Annotated in this window: 9 protein-coding genes; 4 read left to right on the top strand and 5 right to left on the bottom strand. The window is 69.0% G+C overall.

Annotated elements, in window-relative coordinates; genetic code table 11:
* The 3 genes from HLH48_RS11605 to HLH48_RS11615 form a co-directional block, all read right to left on the bottom strand.
* The coding region (locus HLH48_RS11605; RefSeq protein WP_246387275.1) for a sugar phosphate nucleotidyltransferase at nucleotides 1-105 on the bottom strand (105 nt) is incomplete at its 3' end.
* A 35-nt stretch (nucleotides 106-140) separates the two neighbouring features.
* Nucleotides 141-1,211, bottom strand: a complete 1,071-nt coding sequence (rfbB, locus tag HLH48_RS11610; RefSeq protein WP_182997677.1) for a dTDP-glucose 4,6-dehydratase — start codon at nucleotides 1,209-1,211, stop codon at nucleotides 141-143.
* A 323-nt stretch (nucleotides 1,212-1,534) separates the two neighbouring features.
* Nucleotides 1,535-3,061 carry an LTA synthase family protein gene (locus tag HLH48_RS11615; RefSeq protein WP_182997678.1) on the bottom strand — a complete coding sequence of 509 codons (1,527 nt, stop codon included), beginning with the start codon at nucleotides 3,059-3,061 and terminating at the stop codon, nucleotides 1,535-1,537.
* A 244-nt stretch (nucleotides 3,062-3,305) separates the two neighbouring features.
* Between HLH48_RS11615 and HLH48_RS11620 the strand changes: the two genes are divergently transcribed.
* The 4 genes from HLH48_RS11620 (at nucleotide 3,306) to HLH48_RS11635 (ending at nucleotide 8,519) form a co-directional block, all read left to right on the top strand.
* Complete coding sequence (locus HLH48_RS11620; RefSeq protein WP_182997679.1) at nucleotides 3,306-4,313, top strand: NAD-dependent epimerase/dehydratase family protein; 1,008 nt, start codon at nucleotides 3,306-3,308, stop codon at nucleotides 4,311-4,313.
* Nucleotides 4,314-4,432: 119 nt separating this feature from the next.
* On the top strand, nucleotides 4,433-6,124 hold the full coding sequence (locus HLH48_RS11625; protein WP_182997680.1) for a capsular polysaccharide export protein, LipB/KpsS family: 1,692 nt from the start codon (nucleotides 4,433-4,435) through the stop codon (nucleotides 6,122-6,124).
* Nucleotides 6,121-7,332, top strand: a complete 1,212-nt coding sequence (locus HLH48_RS11630; protein WP_246387267.1) for a glycosyltransferase family 4 protein — start codon at nucleotides 6,121-6,123, stop codon at nucleotides 7,330-7,332. Before HLH48_RS11625 ends, HLH48_RS11630 begins: the two co-directional genes overlap by 4 nt.
* The gene (locus tag HLH48_RS11635) at nucleotides 7,326-8,519 is read left to right on the top strand and encodes a capsule biosynthesis protein (protein WP_182997681.1); all 1,194 of its coding nucleotides are present in this window, start codon (nucleotides 7,326-7,328) and stop codon (nucleotides 8,517-8,519) included. Before HLH48_RS11630 ends, HLH48_RS11635 begins: the two co-directional genes overlap by 7 nt.
* Here the strand turns inward: HLH48_RS11635 and HLH48_RS11640 are convergent.
* Nucleotides 8,492-9,778 carry an aminotransferase class I/II-fold pyridoxal phosphate-dependent enzyme gene (locus tag HLH48_RS11640; RefSeq protein ID WP_182997682.1) on the bottom strand — a complete coding sequence of 429 codons (1,287 nt, stop codon included), beginning with the start codon at nucleotides 9,776-9,778 and terminating at the stop codon, nucleotides 8,492-8,494. The genes HLH48_RS11635 and HLH48_RS11640 overlap by 28 nt on opposite strands.
* Nucleotides 9,775-16,830 (bottom strand): type I polyketide synthase, encoded by a 7,056-nt coding sequence (locus HLH48_RS11645; RefSeq protein ID WP_182997683.1) that lies wholly within the window; start codon nucleotides 16,828-16,830, stop codon nucleotides 9,775-9,777. The genes HLH48_RS11640 and HLH48_RS11645 overlap by 4 nt, the downstream gene beginning before the upstream one ends.
* Nucleotides 16,831-17,488: the final 658 nt, after the last annotated feature.

A 17,488-nucleotide genomic window follows, 5' to 3' on the forward strand; every position in this document is an offset into this window, starting at 1 on the left:
GTAGATCATCGGCTTGTCGTAGACCGGCAGCAACTGCTTGCTGGCCGCAAGCGTCATGGGGTGCAGGCGCGTGCCCGATCCGCCCGCCAGCAGGATGCCCTTCATCGGGGGCTCGGTGTCCGGCGTGTCCGCGATCATGCTCATGGCGTGCCCTCCGCCGGGGCCATGCCCAGGCGCTTCGTGCTGTCATGCCGGTCCTGGAGCGCGGTCCACCAGTCCCGATGCTCCAGATACCATTGGATCGTGCGGCGCAGCCCAGTTTCGAAATCATGACGGGGGCGCCAGCCCAGCGCCGTCTCGGCGCGAGAGGGGTCGATCTCGTAGCGGAAATCATGCCCCGGCCGGTCGGTGACGTAATGGATCAGCCGCGCGCGCGGCCCGGCCGGATCGGGGCGCAATTCGTCCAGGATCGCGCAGATGGTCCGAACGACCTGGATGTTGCTGCGCGGCTGCCGCGCGCCGATGGCGTAGGTCTCGCCCGGCCGGGCGCGCTCCAGCGCCAGGACCAGGGCTTCGGCATGATCGTCGACGAACAGCCAGTCGCGCATGTTGCTGCCGTCGCCATAGACGGGCAGCGGGTGCCCCGCGATGGCGTTGATCGTCACCAGCGGGATCAGCTTCTCGGGGAAGTGCCAGAAACCGTAATTGTTGGTGGTGTTGGTTACGAAGGTCGGCAGCCCGTATGTATGCTGCCATGCCCGCACCAGATGGTCCGACGCCGCCTTGGACGCCGAATAGGGGCTGCGCGGGTCATAGGGCGTGTCCTCGGTAAAGGACGGATCGCCCGGCTGCAACGTGCCGAACACCTCGTCGGTCGAGATGTGATGGAAGCGAAAGCGCTCCCGCCGCGCCGCGTCCAGTCCCGACCAGTAGTCCCGGGCCGCGTCCAGCAGGGTGAACGTGCCCAGCACATTGGTCGTCATGAACACGCCGGGGCCGTCGATCGAGCGGTCGACATGGCTCTCGGCCGCCAGATGCATCACCGCGTCCGGCTGATGGGCCGCGAAAAGGGCCCGCATCGCCGCCCCGTCGGTGATGTCGGCCCGGACATGCAGGTAGCGCGGATCCGCCGCGACGGCGGCCGTCGAGTCCCGGGTCGCGGCATAGGTCATGGCATCGATATTGACGACGGAATGGGGGGTGGCTCCGATCAGATGCCGTACTACCGCCGAACCGATGAAACCGCACCCGCCTGTTACGAGTATACGCACACGCCTGCCTCGCCTGTTGACGCGATCATGCTACAATCAAAAAATCATGTCGCAAGAAAATAAATGTCATGAGATGTTTCATCGGGTTTATTTTTCCGGAATCGAAATTTTTATTATTTATTTAACCTTGGCATGTTTTGGGATGAGAAGAGCCGTTCTTCGATCGCAGCGGATGGTTATTGTATTTCTCCTGGCGCCGGGTCCGGTCCCTGTCATGCATCGCACGAGAACGGCTTCGGCCGTCATGCTCGCTTCTGACTGAAACGGCTGCCATCGTGACGAGTTGCGCGATCGGGGCGGCAAAGGCCGAAGCCGCCGCCCCGTCAGAACCGTCGCCCCGCGGCCGAGAGGCGGTCGGCCGCACGCGGCGCGCGCGGCATGGGAGCATGCTCCGCCAGACATTCGGCAAGGGCGCGACCGACCTGATCGACGCGGATATCGCAGCGTCCCGCTGCCGCGCGCGTGCGGTCCAGGATGAAATAATCGGTCGACGCGCCGATATGCGCGCCGTCGTTGAGCAGGATGGGCAGGCTGGGCTGATGGTCGCCATAGAGGGCGAAGATGCCGCCATCCTCGTTCAGCCAGCGGGAGCCCGCGAGCTGGCCGATCATCCGGTCGGTACCCATCAGACCGTCCAGATACCCGCCCAGCATCGGAGCGAAGGGGCTGTCGGTCGTCGCCTGGGCGGACCAGGGACCATGATTGGCGACCGTGACGGCGAACACAAAGACGGGCCGGGCCTGGCGGTCGATGAAATCGTTGATCCAGGCGCCCAGCACCTCGTCGGCGACCAGTTCGCCGCGTCGGGCCTCAAAGGCCTCGCCGCCGACGAAATGATCGAACCCGAGATTGGGCATGACCTTGTGCCGGCCATAGAACCGGCGGTCATAGGGATGCACGCACACCGTCAGATAGCCCGCCTGCCGCATGCGGGCGGCCAGCGTGTCCAGCGGCCGGCGCGCGAAGGAATAATAGGGATTGAAGCGGTCCAGCCCCAGCGCGGCGGACGACACCCCGCTGATGGCCGCGAATTCGCTGCGCGTGGTGTTGGCCCCCCAGGAATCGACATCGACGCGGCCATGGCGGCAGGCCCGGGCGCGACAGGCCTGGTAGTGCATCAGGGGCGAGGGCAGGGCCGGGTCCAGCCGGCCGATATCGAAGAAGGACTCGGCCTGGACCAGCAGGACCGGGGGCTTGTCCGGCGGCGCGGTCACGATGCCGAAATGGCATGCGGCCTGCCGGGCCGGCCGTTCCTGGCGCGAGCAGACCGTGTGGGCGGCGAAGCTGCCCAGCATGCCGAGTGTCTTCGCATCCTCGACCGGGTCGCCGCTGGGGCGCAGCAGCCGGATCACGCGCGCCATGACGTTCAGCGACGGCCGCCAGAAATAGGCGGCGATCGGCACGATCAGCAATAACGCCCCGACGAGCCGCGACAGCACCGGATCGCCAGGCATGGACGGAGGCTCGATGGAAAACAGCGCCGCCGTCGCCACGACCAGCAGGCCGCCGATGCCGTAGAAGAGGGCGGGATGGACATAGGGCAGATAGAATTTCGGATGGGTGAAGACCAGCAGGAGTTCACTGGCATCGGCGAACACGATCGGTTCGCGCAGGACCTCGCGCTTGGTATGGTCGGCCAGCAGCAATCCGGCGGCCAGCACCACCCACAGCAGCGCCGACGAGACCGGGCGCCCGGTCAGCAGCGCAAGCGAGAGCCACAGGATGATGGCGACCGCCACGTCGGGCAGGTCGTTCCATAGCGGCCTGAACGGCCGGCCGCTGGTTATCCGGAGGATAACGAGTGCGAGGATCGCCAGACCGGCGACGGCGGCGATGGCCCAGTGCTGCATCCTAGTCCCCTGTCGTCCGAGCACGGCGCGACCTGGGCAAATGTCGCGTCCTGGCTGTCGGGATCGTGCTCGGCAAAATTGCGGTTCTCGTCGCCAGATGATCGATGGGGCATGTCTCATACAGACAAGACGGAATTTGTGCCATGCCGGATGATCCGACCGGACTGCCGCACCATGAACGGCAAGCGTGGCATCGGTGTGGCGGGCGGCGCGGGTGGGCCGTCCGGTCTTTCTGGAGGTTCAGATGCGTATTCTCGTGACCGGCTCGGCCGGATTTATCGGGTTTCATGTGGCCCGGCGATTGCTGGAGGACGGATGCACGGTCATCGGTATCGACGGCATGACCGATTATTACGACGTTTCGTTGAAGCGGCAGCGCCATGCCATCCTGCAAGCGCACGACAATTTCACCGCCCATGAAGTCATGATGCAGGACGCGGAGGCGCTGGAGGTGGTCTTCGCGCGGGCGGAGCCGGAAATGGTCATCCACCTCGCGGCCCAGGCGGGCGTGCGCTACAGTCTCGAAGCCCCCGGCACCTATATCGGCTCCAACATCGTCGGCACCTCCACGCTGCTGGAAGCGCTCCGCCGGCATCGGCCCCTTCATTTCATGATGGCATCCACCTCCTCGGTCTACGGGGCGAACGCGCTATTGCCGTTTTCCGAGGCTCATCGATGCGATCATCCCCTCAGCCTGTACGCGGCGACCAAGAAGGCGACCGAGGACCTGGCGCATGCCTATGCCTATAACTGGACAATTCCGACCACGGTCTTCCGGTTCTTCACCGTCTACGGCCCGTGGGGGCGGCCGGACATGGCGCTCTTCAAGTTCATCGCCGACATGTACGCCGGCAAGCCGATCGATGTGTACAATAACGGCGATATGGCGCGCGATTTCACCTATATCGACGATCTGGTCGAGGCCGTCCGCCTGCTCTCCCGCGTGCCGCCCCGCAGGGCGGGCGAGGCCGATCCGGGGGCCAGCCCCGTGGCGCCCTATCGCGTGGTCAATATCGGCAACAGCCAGCCCGTCAGTCTCATGGCGTTCATCGAGGCGATCGAAAACGCGACCGGCCTGACATGCGTGCGCCGTTATCTGCCGATGCAGCCCGGTGACGTGCCGCGCACCTGGGCCGACTGTTCCGCCCTTCTGGCGCTGACCGGCTTCCGCCCCTCGACACCGCTCCAGGCGGGCGTCGACGCGTTCGTCGCCTGGTACAGGACCCATTACGCGGCGTCCCTCCAGCAATGACGCCATTGTTCGCAACGGACGATTTTTCGTGTCGGGGCAGACATGCTACCAGCCTGCCGGGATCGGGGGGTTAATATGCTGACAGGAACAGTCCGGGGCGTCGGGGGCGGATACCGCGCATGACGACATTACTGCGGATACCGCCTTTCCACCGGTCCATCCCTGTCCTGGCCCGCCGCTGCGGCCCGACGCCGCCCCCGTTTCCCGTCGCGGAGTCCGAGCGCGCGCAACTGGCCGGGCAGATCCGGCGCGAGCGGGTCGGCGGCAGCTTCTGGGCACCGCGTCCCGAACATGTTCGTCCGATCCTGGTCGTGCTGTCCGGCAAAGGACGCGAACGCCGGCATGTCGCGGCCCTGCTGGAACAGGTACTGGCGGCGCATGACGCGCGCGATGTCCTGCTGGTGCGGCGGGGGCCATGCCGGCCGACCGCCGCGCTGGCGCGGCGACTCGGCATCGCGCATGTGCCGTGGGAGCGCGATCCCCATGCATTGCTGGACGGCGCGGTGCGCGTGTATGCCGACGCCGTGGGGGATATCGTCCGCCTGACGGCCCTGCGCGGCGTGCCCGCCATCCTGTTCGGGCCGGGGGGCATGCTGGACGATCAGGGAGAGGCGCCCTTCCTGCGCGCCGACGTGCTGGCGGATATCCTCGACCGCACGGCCTACCACAGTCCGTTTACCTCCGCCCCGATCCCGTGCGCCGAGGCGATCGCGTTGCTGGCCGACTGGCGGCGCACCATCGCCGTCAACCGCCAGGTCGGGGCCTGTCTGGGCATGTCGCGATGGAAACGGCGGCGGATCGCCGATTTCCTGGCGACGGCACCCGGCGCGCCGCCCTTTCTCCAGGATTTCCGTCCCGGTCTGCCGGGCGCCGTGGCCGTCTGGGCAACCCGCCAGCCGCCAGGGCTGGAGCAGGCGGCGCGCGCGTGCGGGACGCCCGTCTGGCGCGTCGAGGACGGCTTCGTCCGCTCCATCGGGCTGGGCAGCGCGCTGATGCCGCCCTCCTCGATCACCATCGACACGCGGGGCATCTATTACGACCCGGCGCGGGAGAGCGACCTGGAGCATATCCTGGCGACCGCCGCCTTTCCCCCGGCGCTGCGTGCCCGCGCCGCGCGGCTGGTCGACTCGCTGGTCCGGCTGGGCATTTCCAAATACGGCGCCACCCGCGCGGACCATGCGGCCGAATCGTGGGATACCGGCGGACGGCGGACGATCCTGGTGCCCGGACAGGTGGCGGACGACCAGTCGGTGCGGTGCGGCGGCGGCCGGATCGGGGGCAACCTGGAATTGTTGCAGGCCGTCCGGGACCATAATCCTGACGCGTTCATCGTCTACAGGCCGCACCCGGATGTCGAGGCGACTCACCGATTGGGCCATATGGACGATTCCCTTGTCATGCGACTGGCCGACCGGATCGATCGGGGGGGCGCGATTCTCGATACGATCGCCCGGGTGGACGAGGTGCATACCCTGACCTCGCTCGCGGGGTTCGAGGCTCTTATGCGCGGACGGCGGGTTGTGACATATGGCGTCCCGTTCTATGCGGGGTGGGGCCTCACGGTGGATCTGGGGGATGTTCCCGCACGCCGGACACGGCGCCTGTCCCTGGAAGACCTCGTTGCCGGAGTGCTGATCCTGTTTCCGCGTTATCTCGATCCGCTCACCCGACTGCCATGCGGGCCGGAGATCCTGATCGACCGATTGCAGACCCCCGATCTCTGGCGGCCGACACCCTGGATGCGCGCGCTGGCCGTGCAGACGGCATTGCGCAAGGCCTGGGCCCGGCTACGCACGGTCCGGGCGGCATGACCGGCGGCCTGCGCCATCCCGTCCTGATGGATATCTCGCGCCTGCTCTCCCGCGCTGACAGCGCGGTACCGACCGGGATCGATCGCGTGGAACTGGAATATGCGCTGTATCTCATGCGCGTTCCCGCGTCGCAGGTCGCGTTCGTGGCCTATCATCCGGTCGGGCGGATCGGCATCCTGCCGCGTCGCGCGGCGGCATCGTTCCTGCGGGTCCTGGCGCGCGCCTGGGCAAGCGGGACGCGCCCGTCGCGCGCATCGTCGCTGCTGGCCGGCGCGCTGTTGCAGGCGGCGGCCTTCGGCGCGGTCGGCGATACGAAACACCGCCGGACATATCTCCTGCTGTCGCATCACCATCTGATGCGACAGGACGTGATCGCCGCGTTCCTGAAGCGGGCACATGCCGCGATGGCGGTCATGGTCCATGACCTGATCCCGATCGAATATCCCGAATATGCCCGGCCCACCGAACCCGACCGCCATCGCCGGCGCATGGACACAGTGGGCCGGCTGGCGGAAAGCGTGATCGTGCCGTCCCGGCCGGTGGGAGACTCCCTGCGGCATTATCTGGCGCCGCGCGGGCATTGCCCGCCGGTCAGCGTGGTGCATCACGGGTGCCTCGTTCCCTCCGGCATCCCGGCCTCAGCCGGCCCGCTGGCGCCCGACGCCCCTTACTTCGTCATCCTGGGCACCATCGAGCCGCGCAAGAATCATCTGCTACTGCTGAATCTCTGGCGCCAGATGGCGACCGAGGGCGGCTCGGCCCCGTTGCCGCATCTGGTGATCATCGGGCGGCGCGGGTGGGAAAACGAGAATATCCTGGACATGATCGAACGCTGCCCGGCGCTGCGGGGCATCGTGCATGAACATGCCACCCTGTCCGATCGCGGGGTCGCAGCCCTGATCGGCGGCGCGCGCGCCCTGCTGTTTCCATCCTTCGCCGAGGGGTTCGGCCTGCCGCTGCTGGAGGTCCTGGCGATGGGCATCCCGTGCCTGTGCAGCGACCTGCCGGTCTTTCGCGAAATCGCCGGTGATTTCCCCGTCTATCTCGATCCCCTGGACGGGCCCGGCTGGCGGCGTGCGATCGCGGAATTGAGCGGGCATGACCGGCGGCCGGTCCCGGCCCCGTCATTCGCCGACTGGCCGACCCAGGTGGCGGCCGGCCTGGCGGCCCTGGGCGTGACGAACGGGAAGGTCGAGACGGCTTGCTGAGTTTTCTGATGTTGCAGGGGAACGCCACACCGTTCTTCTCCGAACTGGCGATCGCGCTCCGGGCCGCCGGCCATCATGTCCGCCGCATCGCCTTCAATGGCGGCGATGTCGTCTTTTCCCACGACGCCACCTGGTTTCGCGGCCGCCAGGAGGCGCTGCCCGCCTTTCTCGAAAAGATCGTCGCCCAGGACAGGCCGGATGCGATCATCCTGTTCGGCGATTGCCGCCCGATCCACCTCGTGGCGACCGACATCGCCCGGGCGCACGGCATCGCCATCTGGGTGTTCGAGGAAGGCTATCTCAGGCCCGGCTGGATCACGCTGGAGCCGCACGGCGTCAACGGGTTTTCGGCCCTGCCGCGCGATGCCGACGCCATCCGCGAACGGGGCCGGGCCCCGTGGCCGGCCATGCACTACAACCCGCACCCCGATTTCCTGCGCCGCGCGGTCTATGACGTGTCCTATCACGGGCTGCGCGTGGCCCTGTCGGCGCTGTTTCCCCACGCGCGCTTCCATGCGGTGGTCAGCCCCTTCGTGGAATATGCGGGCTGGCTGCGGGACTGGGGCGGCCGTCTGGTCCGCAAGCCGAAACAGGCGCCCCTGCCGAGCGGTCCGTTCATGCTGGTGCCGATGCAACTGGATGGCGATTACCAGTTGCGGGTTCATTCCCCGTTCCGCAGCATGGCCGAGGCGCTGGAGCGTATCCTGGTCTCCTTCGCCACCCATGCGCCGCCATCGCTGTCGCTGCTCGTCCGCCGGCATCCGCTCGATCCGCGCCTGACCGACTGGGAGGGGCTGATCGCCCGGCATGCCCGCGCGCTGGGCATCGCAACGCGGGTCCATTTCATGGCCGAAGGTCCGCTGGAGCCCGTCCTGGGCGCCAGCCAGGGGATCGTGACCGTCAACAGCACGGTCGGATTGCTGGCGCTGCGGCGCGACCGGCCGGTCAAGATCCTGGGCGAAGCCATCTATGATGTCGCGGGACTGACGTTCCAGGCCCCTCTGGACCGCTTCTGGCAGGAGGCGAGGCGGCCGGATGCCGAATTGCTGGATGCGTTCTGCCGCATGCTGATCCAGGAGGTCCTGGTCGAAGGCGATTTCTTCACCCCCGAAGGCCGCGCCCTCGCGGTCGAAGGCTCGGTGCGGCGGATCCTGTCCGCCTATTCCGACAGGGCGCGGAGTGCCTGACCGACCAGCGACGCGGTCTGCGCGATCTGCTCGGGCGTATGGGACGCGCTGACGAAGAAGCGCAGGCGCGCCGCCTTTTCCGGCACCGCCGGGTGGATGATGGGCTGGACATTCAGCCCGCGTTCGAACAGGGCCTGCGACAGCCGGCCGGCCAGCAGCGAACTGCCGGTGACCAGCGGCACGATACCATAGCCCTCCGAGGTGCCGGTATCGAAGCCGGCTTCCTTGAACAGGCGCAGCAGATGCATGGCATTCTCGCGCAGGCGCGCGATGCGCCAGGGTTCCTCGCGGATGATGTCCAGCGCGGCCATCGAGGCCGCGGCGTTGGTCGGCGGCAGCCCGACGGAATAGACGAAGCCGGCGGCGGTACGCTTCAGATAGGTGACGATGTCGGCGCGCCCCGCGATATACCCGCCGCAGGAGATCAGGCTCTTGCTCAACGTGCCCATCCACAGGTCGATCGCATCCGGGGCCACACCGGCCTCTTCGGCGATGCCGTGCCCGCGCGCGCCCAGCACGCCGGTCGAATGGGCCTCGTCCACCAGGGTCATGCAGTCGAATTCGCGGGCCAGGTCGACGAAGGCGGCAAGGTCGGGAATGTCGCCGTCCATGCTGTAATGGCCTTCCAGGACCAGCAGCGCGCGCTTGTGGGCCCGGCGATGCATCCATAACTGCTCGCGCGCCGCCGCGACGTCGTTATGGGTGAAGGCGATGCGCCGCGCGCCAGACAGGATGGCGCCCTGGATCAGGCTGTTATGGGCCAACGCATCATGGACGATCAGGTCGCCCGGCCGCATGAGCTGCGACAGCGTGGTCACGTTGGTCGCATGGCCCGATACCATCACCACGCAATCCTCCGCACCGTGCCAGTCGGCCAGCGCGCCTTCCAGTTCGCGATGGAACGGGCGCTCGCCCGACACCATGCGGCTGGCCGATACCGTGGTGCCGAAGCGGTGGAGCGCATCCTCCACGCGGGCAATCACCCGCGAATCGCCGTTCAGGCCCAGATAGTCGTAGGACGAGAAATTGATGTAGTCGTGCCCGTCGATCCGGGTCGTGGCCCCGGCCAGCCCGTCATGCTGGCGGAAGAACGGATCGGCGACGCCCAGCGCCGCCGCCCGCTTCTCCATGAACGCCATTTCCTCCACACCCGGCAGGGACCAGCCGCGGGTGCCCCCCGTCGCCGGCGCCGCACCCGCCAAGCTGGCCATCAGCTTGATGCGCTCGCCCAGCCGGCGGCCGAATTTGGGTCCCGTCATCGAGTCATTTCTTCTTCGTTCGAAAGCGCGGGTTCGGGAATGTCCGCGGTTTCCGCCACGGCGTGGCGTTCCTCATCCGACAGGTGGCGCGCCATCACGGCTTCATCCGGCGTGGCGGCGGCGGTCTCCTGCCCACCCTTGTTGCCCAGCAGGGTGGATACCTGGCGCGCGACGCGGCGAACCGTCATTTCCTGCCAGGCAAAGCCGGGCAGCGACACGCCCAGCCGGCGCTCCAGCCCCAGCGCCAGTTCGACCGCCGTCAGCGAATCCATGCCCAGCTCGGCCAAAGGCTGGTCCAGCGGCAGGGCCTCGCGGTCGGTCTGCATGATGCGGGTCAGTTCGCCCAGGATCAGGTCGGCGACGATTTCCTCCCGCCGTTCCGTGCCGGCCGTGGCCAGCAGGCTCATCAGGTCGCCGGTATCGCCGTCCTCGTCCCGGCGGCGCGTGACGGCGCCGAACAGGGGCTCGCTCAGGATCGGCAGGCTGCCCGTGGCCTGCCAGTCCATTTCGGCCAGCACCGGCCACGGGTCGGACGAGGCCAGCAGGTCGGGCAGGGCGTCCAGCGCCGCCATCGATCGCATCGACCGCGCGCCCAGCCGCCGGTCCAGCGCCTCGCGCGCCGCCTCGTTGCGTTCCAGGAAACCGGCATCGGCGATCGGCCCCCAGCGGACGGCGCAGCCGGGCAGCCCGGCGTCGCGCCGGCGCTGGATCAGCGCCTCGACCGCCGCATTGGCCGCGACATAGGCTCCCTGGCCGGGCGCCCCCAGCGTGATGGTGGCGGACGAGAAGACCAGGAACAGCGACAGCGGATCGTCGCGGGTCAGCCGGTCCAGCGACAGCGCGCCGGCCAGCTTGGCCTGGACCGATGCCGTCACCTGTTCCTCGGACAGGGTGGCGACCAGCCCGTCCGCCACCGTGACGGCGGCATGCACGATCCCGCCCAGCGGCGGCATGGTGGCCCGGATGTCGTCGAGCAGGCTCGCCAGCCGGTCATGGTCGGTCACGTCGCAGGCCCGGATTTCCACGGTCAGGGCCCCGGCATCCAGCAATGCGTCGCGCAACGCGGCGACGCCGTCGGCCGCCGGCCCGCGCCGGCTGACCAGCACCAGGTGGCGGGCGCCACGGCTCACCAGCCACCGCGCGGCGCGCGCGCCGAAGCCGCCGGTGCCGCCGGTGACCAGCATTGTGCGATCGGCAGGCACCTCCAGCGCCGCCGGCACCTGGACCGGCCCCATCGTCAGCACGATCTTGCCGACATGGGCCGAACTCCGCATCAGCGCGAAGGCATCGGTCGCGGCGGAGGCAGGGAAGGCGGTATAGGGCAGCGGCCCGACCGCGCCGTCTTCCAGCAGTGCGTGCAGCCGGTCCGTCACGGTCGAGACCAAGTCCGGACGATGGCGCACCAGCGCGTCGACATCGATCGCATGATAGCTGACATTCTGCCGCAGCGGGCCGACGCCGACGCGGGTATTGGCCAGGAAGTCGCGCTTGCCCAGTTCCAGGAACCTGCCGAACGGACGTACCAGTTCCAGGCTGCGTTCCATGGCCTCGCCGCTGAGGGCATTGAGCACCACGTCCACGCCCTGCCCGTCGGTGGCGGCCAGCACATCGGCGCCGAAGCGCAGCGAACGGCTGTCCAGCACGGTTTCGATCCCAAGCTCCCGCAGCGCCGCGCGCTTGGCGGGCGACCCGGCGGTGGCGACGATGCGCGCGCCGACATGGCTGGCATACTGGATCGCGGCCAGGCCGACACCGCCGGCCGCGCCATGGATCAGCACCGTTTCGCCGGCCCGCAGCGTGCCGACGGTCTCCAGCGCGTACAGCACCGTCAGATAGGTGACCGGAATGGTGGCGCCGGCCGCGAAGGACAGCCAGTCCGGCAGGGCGAAGACGCTGCGCCGGTCGGTGACCACGCGGCTGGCATGCGCGGCGGCGGCCAGCGCCATGACCCGGTCGCCGGGAGCCAGGTCGGTGACCTCCGCGCCCACGTCCAGCACGGTTCCCGCGCACTCCATGCCCAGCGTGGCGCCGGCGAACCCGTCCAGCAGCAATTCATCGGGCAGCATGCCGATGGCCGACAGCACGTCGCGATAATTCAGTCCGCTGGCCCGGACGTCGATCACCACCTCGCGCGGGCCGGGCGGCACCCTTGGCTCCGGCATCCAGCACAGCCGGTCCAGCGGACCGGGAACCGGCTGGATCAGCCGCACATCCGTCTTCGCTTCCGTGGCGCGGGCCGGCAGGCCCTCGCGCAGGCGGCGGACCAGCCGGCCTTCCGCCGTCCAGCGCACGTCGCGCTCGCCGTCGGTGGCATGGCGTTCCGCCTCCAGCGCGGCCGCGATGGCGGCCTCGGTCAAGGAGGCCGCCAGGTCGATCCGACGGCAGCGCAGGGCAGGGAATTCGTTGGCGATCGTCCGCCCCAGGGCGGCGCGCGCCGCCTCATGCGGGGTGGCGGCGGCGTCGCGGGTAACGATCGCCAGCCAGTCTCCGGCCTCGGCCGCCGCGCGGGCGTCCCGGGCCAGGGCCAGCACCGCGCGGATGGTACGGACGGCGTCGTCCGAATCCTCATCCTGCGCCGGGGCATGGGACAGGCGCAGCACCGGCGGCGCGGACACGGGCGCCGCCTCCGCCTCCGCCTCCGCCTCCGTTTCCTCCGCCTCGACCGCGACCGCCGCCAGCAGGGCGAGCGGGAAGGGCGCCCGGGCGGGAACGCTCTCGGCCACCGCGCGCAGGCGATGCGGCAGGTCGCGCCATGCGGCGATCGTCAGCAGCGGCTCGGGCGACAGGTCGCGCAGGGCCGTCCAGCCCGCATCGTCGGCCGCCTCGGCAACCAGGATCAGCCCGCCCGGCGCCAGCCGGTCGGCATGGGCGAGCGTCACCGCCGGCACCATGCCGTGCAGGCCGGGAGCATAGGCCACCAGAACGTCATACGCGCCCTCCGGCACGGTCTCGGCCATGACGATACCGGGCAGATGGGCCAGCACGGCGGGGCGCAGCCGGGCCTGCCGCTCGCGATTCGGTTCCAGGATCGTGTAGTCGAGGCGACACGCCAGGCCCGCCAGCCGCGGGACCAGCTGGCGGGTCAGGGCTGCCCGGTCGGCATGCAGTTCCAGCACGCGCACCGGACGGTCCTCCGGCCAGTCGCGCGTATAGGCGGCGATGGTGCCGGCGATCTGCTCGGCCGCCAGTTCCACGCTGCGGCCCGACAGCAACTGGCGGAACGCGATATCGGGAAAGGCATCGTCGCCGCGCGCGGCATCCGGCTCGGCGCCCGTCCGTTCGTCGACCCACGCCAGCAGCAACGCCGCGGGCAGCCATTGCGGCAGGTCGAGGAACAGCGTCTGCCACAGCCGGGCCGGGTCGGGCGCATCGGTGGCGGCAGGCGCCGGCTGCGCAGTGCGTCCGGCCAGGATCGTATGGGCCAGCAGCCCGGCATCCCGGTCGTCGTCATCGCCCACCGGCGTTTCCATGGCCGGCCGCAGGGCCAGGAACCGCTCGTCGGACAGCAGGGGCGGCGAGACCGGCGACGGCAGCCAGATTTCGTGGAAGCTGCGCTCGGCGACCGGAACGGGGCGTTCGCCCGGCATGCGGGTGAACCAGCAGCCGGTGGCCGACAGCACCGCCCGGCCGGCGGCGTCCAGCATCACGATGTCGGCCTCGGTCTCGCGCGGGCCCGACATCGTGACGGCGGCCTGGCCGCGCGCGGGCGGCCCGGCCGTCAGGTCCAGCCGGATGACGCCGAACTTGCGCGGCAGCGGCGCCTCGGCGGCTCCGGCGTCGGCATGGTTGACGGCCAGTCCGACCAGGGCCTGGAAGGTGCCGTCCAACGCCGTCGGATCCAGGGTCAGGCCCTCGATCGGCGCCTGGCCGGTCAGGCTGGCCTCGACATGCCCCGGCGCCATCGCGATCGCATCGACCCGGCGGAAAGCCGGTCCATAGGCCAGCCCGGCGGCGCGGGCGATCGCATACAACGCCTCGCCCGTCAGGCCGCTGCCGGTGGCGGCCGGCGGCAGGGCGGCGGGGGCAACGGAGGCCACGCCGGCGCGGGCGGTGGCATGGCGCGTCCAGACCGCGTGCGACAGCCGGGGCCGGCTGTCGATGGTCACGGCGCCATCCGCCGCCAGCCGGACCCGGATTTCACGCAGATGCGCCTGTTCGATGATGACGGGGCGCAGGATCTGGAAATCGCGCAGTTCCAGCAACGGCGCGTCCGGCCATGTCGCGCGGGCGGCGGTAAAGGCGAATTCGATCAGGCAGGCGGCGGCCAGGACAATGGTGTCGCCGACCTTGTGATCGGCCAGCCAGGGCTGCACCGCGCCGTCCAGATGCGCGGTCCATTCGTTGGATTCCCGCTTGCCATGGTCGCCCAGCAGCGGATGCGTGTCCTGCTGGTTCCACAATACCGCCAGCGCTTCCTCGGTCGGCTCGTACCAGTGCCGCTCGCGCTGCCACTGCACGCCGGGCAGGCCCCGGGCGCGGGCGGGGCCGGCGAAACGCGGCGCGGACAGGATGTCGCAGCCCGCGGCGAAACAGCTCAGCGCGGTGCGGGGGAACGGATCGGCGGTGATCTTCGCCGGCACCGCCGGCATGACGCGGGTCTGTGCGTCGCCACCTTTCAGGATGTCGCGCAGATAATGTTGCAGCACCGGCCGGGGAGCGATCTCGACGAAAACCGTGCCGCCCTCGGCGGCCGCCCGGCGCACCGATTCGGCAAACAGCACCGGCGCGCGGACATTGCGCCACCAGTAATCGGCGTCGGGAAGGGTGGCAAAGGGCTGGCTGGTCACGGTCGAGATCATCAGCCGGTCCGGCAGGCGAGCGGTGATCTCGCCCAGGTCGCGGATCAGCGCCTCGGCGATCGGGTCCATCTGGCTGCTGTGATAGGCATATCCCACCTTCAGGCGATGGATCAGCAGCGTGGAAGCGTCCTTCGCCGCCTCAAGGCGATCGAGCGCTTCGGCCGCTCCGGCCACCGCCAGCGCGCTCGGGGCGTTGAAGGCGGCGATTTCCAGGCTCGGCGCGGCCTCGGCCAGCAGGCGCGCGGCCGCCTCGGCATCGCCATGGATCGCGGCCATGCCGCCGCCGGGCGCGGTGGCCTGATGGCGGCTGCGCAGGGCGACGATGCGCGCCGCTTCGGCCATGTCGAGCATGCCGGCATGCACGCCGGCCGCGATTTCCCCGACGCTGTGGCCGACGACGATATCGGCCTTCAGCCCCTGATGCTCAAGCCCGCGCAGGGCGCCGATCTGGAACGCGAACAGCATGGGCTGGGCGATATCGGCCGGATCGGCCGACCAGTCGCCCGAGCGCATCGCCTCCAGCACCGACCAGCCGAGATGCGGGCGCAGCGCGGCATCCGCCTCGGCCACGCCGGCGGCGAAGACGGGGCTGATCGTCAGCAGGTCCTGCCCCATGCCCGAGAACTGGCTGCCATTGCCCGAAAACACGAACACGGTGCGCGCCTGGGCCAGCGCCTGCCCGGTCACGATGTCCGAATGGGCGCGTGTCTCGACCCAGGCGGCCAGCGCCGCGCGCATCTCCGCGGGGTCTCCGCCCGGCACGCCCAGGCGATGGGTCAACTGCGCGCGGCGGGTCGCAGCACCGCGCAGGTCGGCATCGGTCCAGGTCCGGGTGGACCAGACCCGCGCGAGGCTGGCCAGGCCGGCCTCGGACCGCGCGGACAGCAGCAGCGGCACCGCTTCGTCCGGTGCGGCGGTCGTGGTGGAGTCCGGGGCGGCCGCTGGCGCCGGCGCGCTGGCCAGGACCACATGGGCATTGGCGCCGCCGAAGCCGAAATTGTTGACGCCGGCGATCAGCGTCCCCTCCGCCAGAGGCCGGGCTTCGGTGACGATTTCCAGGTTGAGTTCGGCGAAGGGAATCGCCGGATTGGGGGTCGCGCAATGCAGCGAGGCCGGCAGGCGCCGGTTCTGGAGCGCCAGCATGGCCTTGAGCATGCTGACCAGGCCCGACGCCGGTTCCAGATGGCCGAGATTGGTCTTGACCGAGCCGATCGGCAGGGGCGTGTCGCGCAGTTGGCCCAGGGCGGTGCCCAGCGCATTCGTCTCCACCGGGTCGCCTGCCGGGGTGCCGGTGCCGTGCGCCTCGACGAAAGCGACCTGGTCGGGCGACACGCCGGCCTTGCCATAGACCTCGCGCAGCAGGGCCGCCTGGGCCTGGGCACTGGGAAAGGTCAGGCCCGGCGTCCGGCCGTCGGCGTTGATTCCACTGGCCATGATCACCGCGCGGATGTCGTCGCCGTCCCGCCGGGCCGCCGACAGGGGCTTCAGCAGCAGCACGACGCCGCCTTCGCCACGCACATAGCCGTCGGCATCGGCGCTGAAGGCGTGGCACCGCCCGGTCGGGGACAGCATGCTGGCGGCGCAGAAGCCGATGAAGGGGTAGGGCGACAGCAGCATGCTGACCCCGCCGACCAGGGCCACTTCCGTCCGTCCGGCGCGCAGATCCTCGCAGGCCTCGTGCAGGGCGAACAGCGAGGACGAGCAGGCGGTATCGATGGTCATGCTCGGCCCATGCAGGCCCAGCGCGTAGGAGATGCGGTTGGAAAAGATGCTCAGCGTGTTGCCGGGCATGAAATAGGCATTGCCCGACGACGGGTCGGTCAGGCGCATATTGGCGTATTCGAGGCCCGACGCGCCGACATAGACACCGGCCGAGGCGATCTGGTCCGCCGTCGTGCCCGCGTCTTCCAGGGCTTCCCAGGCCAGTTCCAGCAGCAGCCGCTGCTGCGGGTCCATCTGCCGGGCCTCGCGGGCCGAAATGCCGAAGAAGGCGGCGTCGAACAGTTCGATCTCATCCAGCGTCGCCGCCCGGGTGGCATAGAACTTGCCGGTCTCGCCGCGCCGGGGGTGCCAGAAATCCCGCAGGGGAAAGCGGTTCGCCGGGATCGGGCGCACGCTCTCGCGTTCCTCGTCCAGAAGCTGCCACAGGCTGATAACGTCCGGCGCCCCGGGAAGGCGGCAAGATGCGCCGATGATGGCGATGGGCTCGTCCCGAGTAATGGTATTCGGCTCGGACGTCGAACTGTTATGCATGAAGAGATATGTGCCCCAATGCGATGATCGGACTACGATGTAACGCGGTCGGGTCGGGGCGAAAAGCCATATCGGCATTGAAAAAATAGTTCAGCTCGTTTCATGCGCCCCTGCCTTCGCAAAGATCGGATCAAGGCTCCATGCCCATGTGCATGGAGCCGGAAGCACAGGTGAAAGACGAAACGTCACTCCATTATTCTGCCCGGATATCCCCATGACCGCCGTGCATGTCGCGTTTATTCACCCGCAATAGCCACGGTTTCTGCGTCTTTTTTATGTCCTTCGCCCCGCCGGGCATGAAAAACGGATGGCGGGTTCGAACGGCGGCCGGGGACGTAGCGCGATCGGGGCGGAAAACGCTCCGCGAGCGCAGGGTGGTGTCCGCGGCGGGATTCGAACCCACGGCCCCAGGATTCATCCCACTTCGGCTTTCGCCGCCGCCATCCGGAAATGGCGTTCGTGGTCTGGACTGTCCCTTCACCCTGGGCCCGAAAGCCGACAGGTGCCGCCCGTCCAGTCTCTACACCGTCCCGGCAGGGCCGGGCTTGGCTCGGGATCGGCACGACACACGGTGTCAGAGCGTTCCCCGAATTTGAGCGGATCCGTCATGAGGTTTCCCGCCATGACGCCCAATTTGAAAACCAGGAATCCTGTGCTC

Source organism: Gluconacetobacter sacchari (genome assembly GCF_014174255.1).
In the GTDB taxonomy this organism is placed as follows: Bacteria; Pseudomonadota; Alphaproteobacteria; order Acetobacterales; family Acetobacteraceae; genus Gluconacetobacter; species Gluconacetobacter sacchari.

Bases quoted from the DNA above. Each gene is read 5' to 3' on its own strand.
- HLH48_RS11615 (WP_182997678.1), bottom strand. From the start codon at position 3,061: ATGCAGCACTGGGCCATCGCCGCCGTCGCCGGTCTGGCGATCCTCGCA.
- HLH48_RS11620 (WP_182997679.1), top strand. From the start codon at position 3,306: ATGCGTATTCTCGTGACCGGCTCGGCCGGATTTATCGGGTTTCATGTG.
- HLH48_RS11625 (WP_182997680.1), top strand. From the start codon at position 4,433: ATGACGACATTACTGCGGATACCGCCTTTCCACCGGTCCATCCCTGTC.
- HLH48_RS11630 (WP_246387267.1), top strand. From the start codon at position 6,121: ATGACCGGCGGCCTGCGCCATCCCGTCCTGATGGATATCTCGCGCCTG.
- HLH48_RS11640 (WP_182997682.1), bottom strand. From the start codon at position 9,778: ATGACGGGACCCAAATTCGGCCGCCGGCTGGGCGAGCGCATCAAGCTG.
- HLH48_RS11645 (WP_182997683.1), bottom strand. From the start codon at position 16,830: ATGCATAACAGTTCGACGTCCGAGCCGAATACCATTACTCGGGACGAG.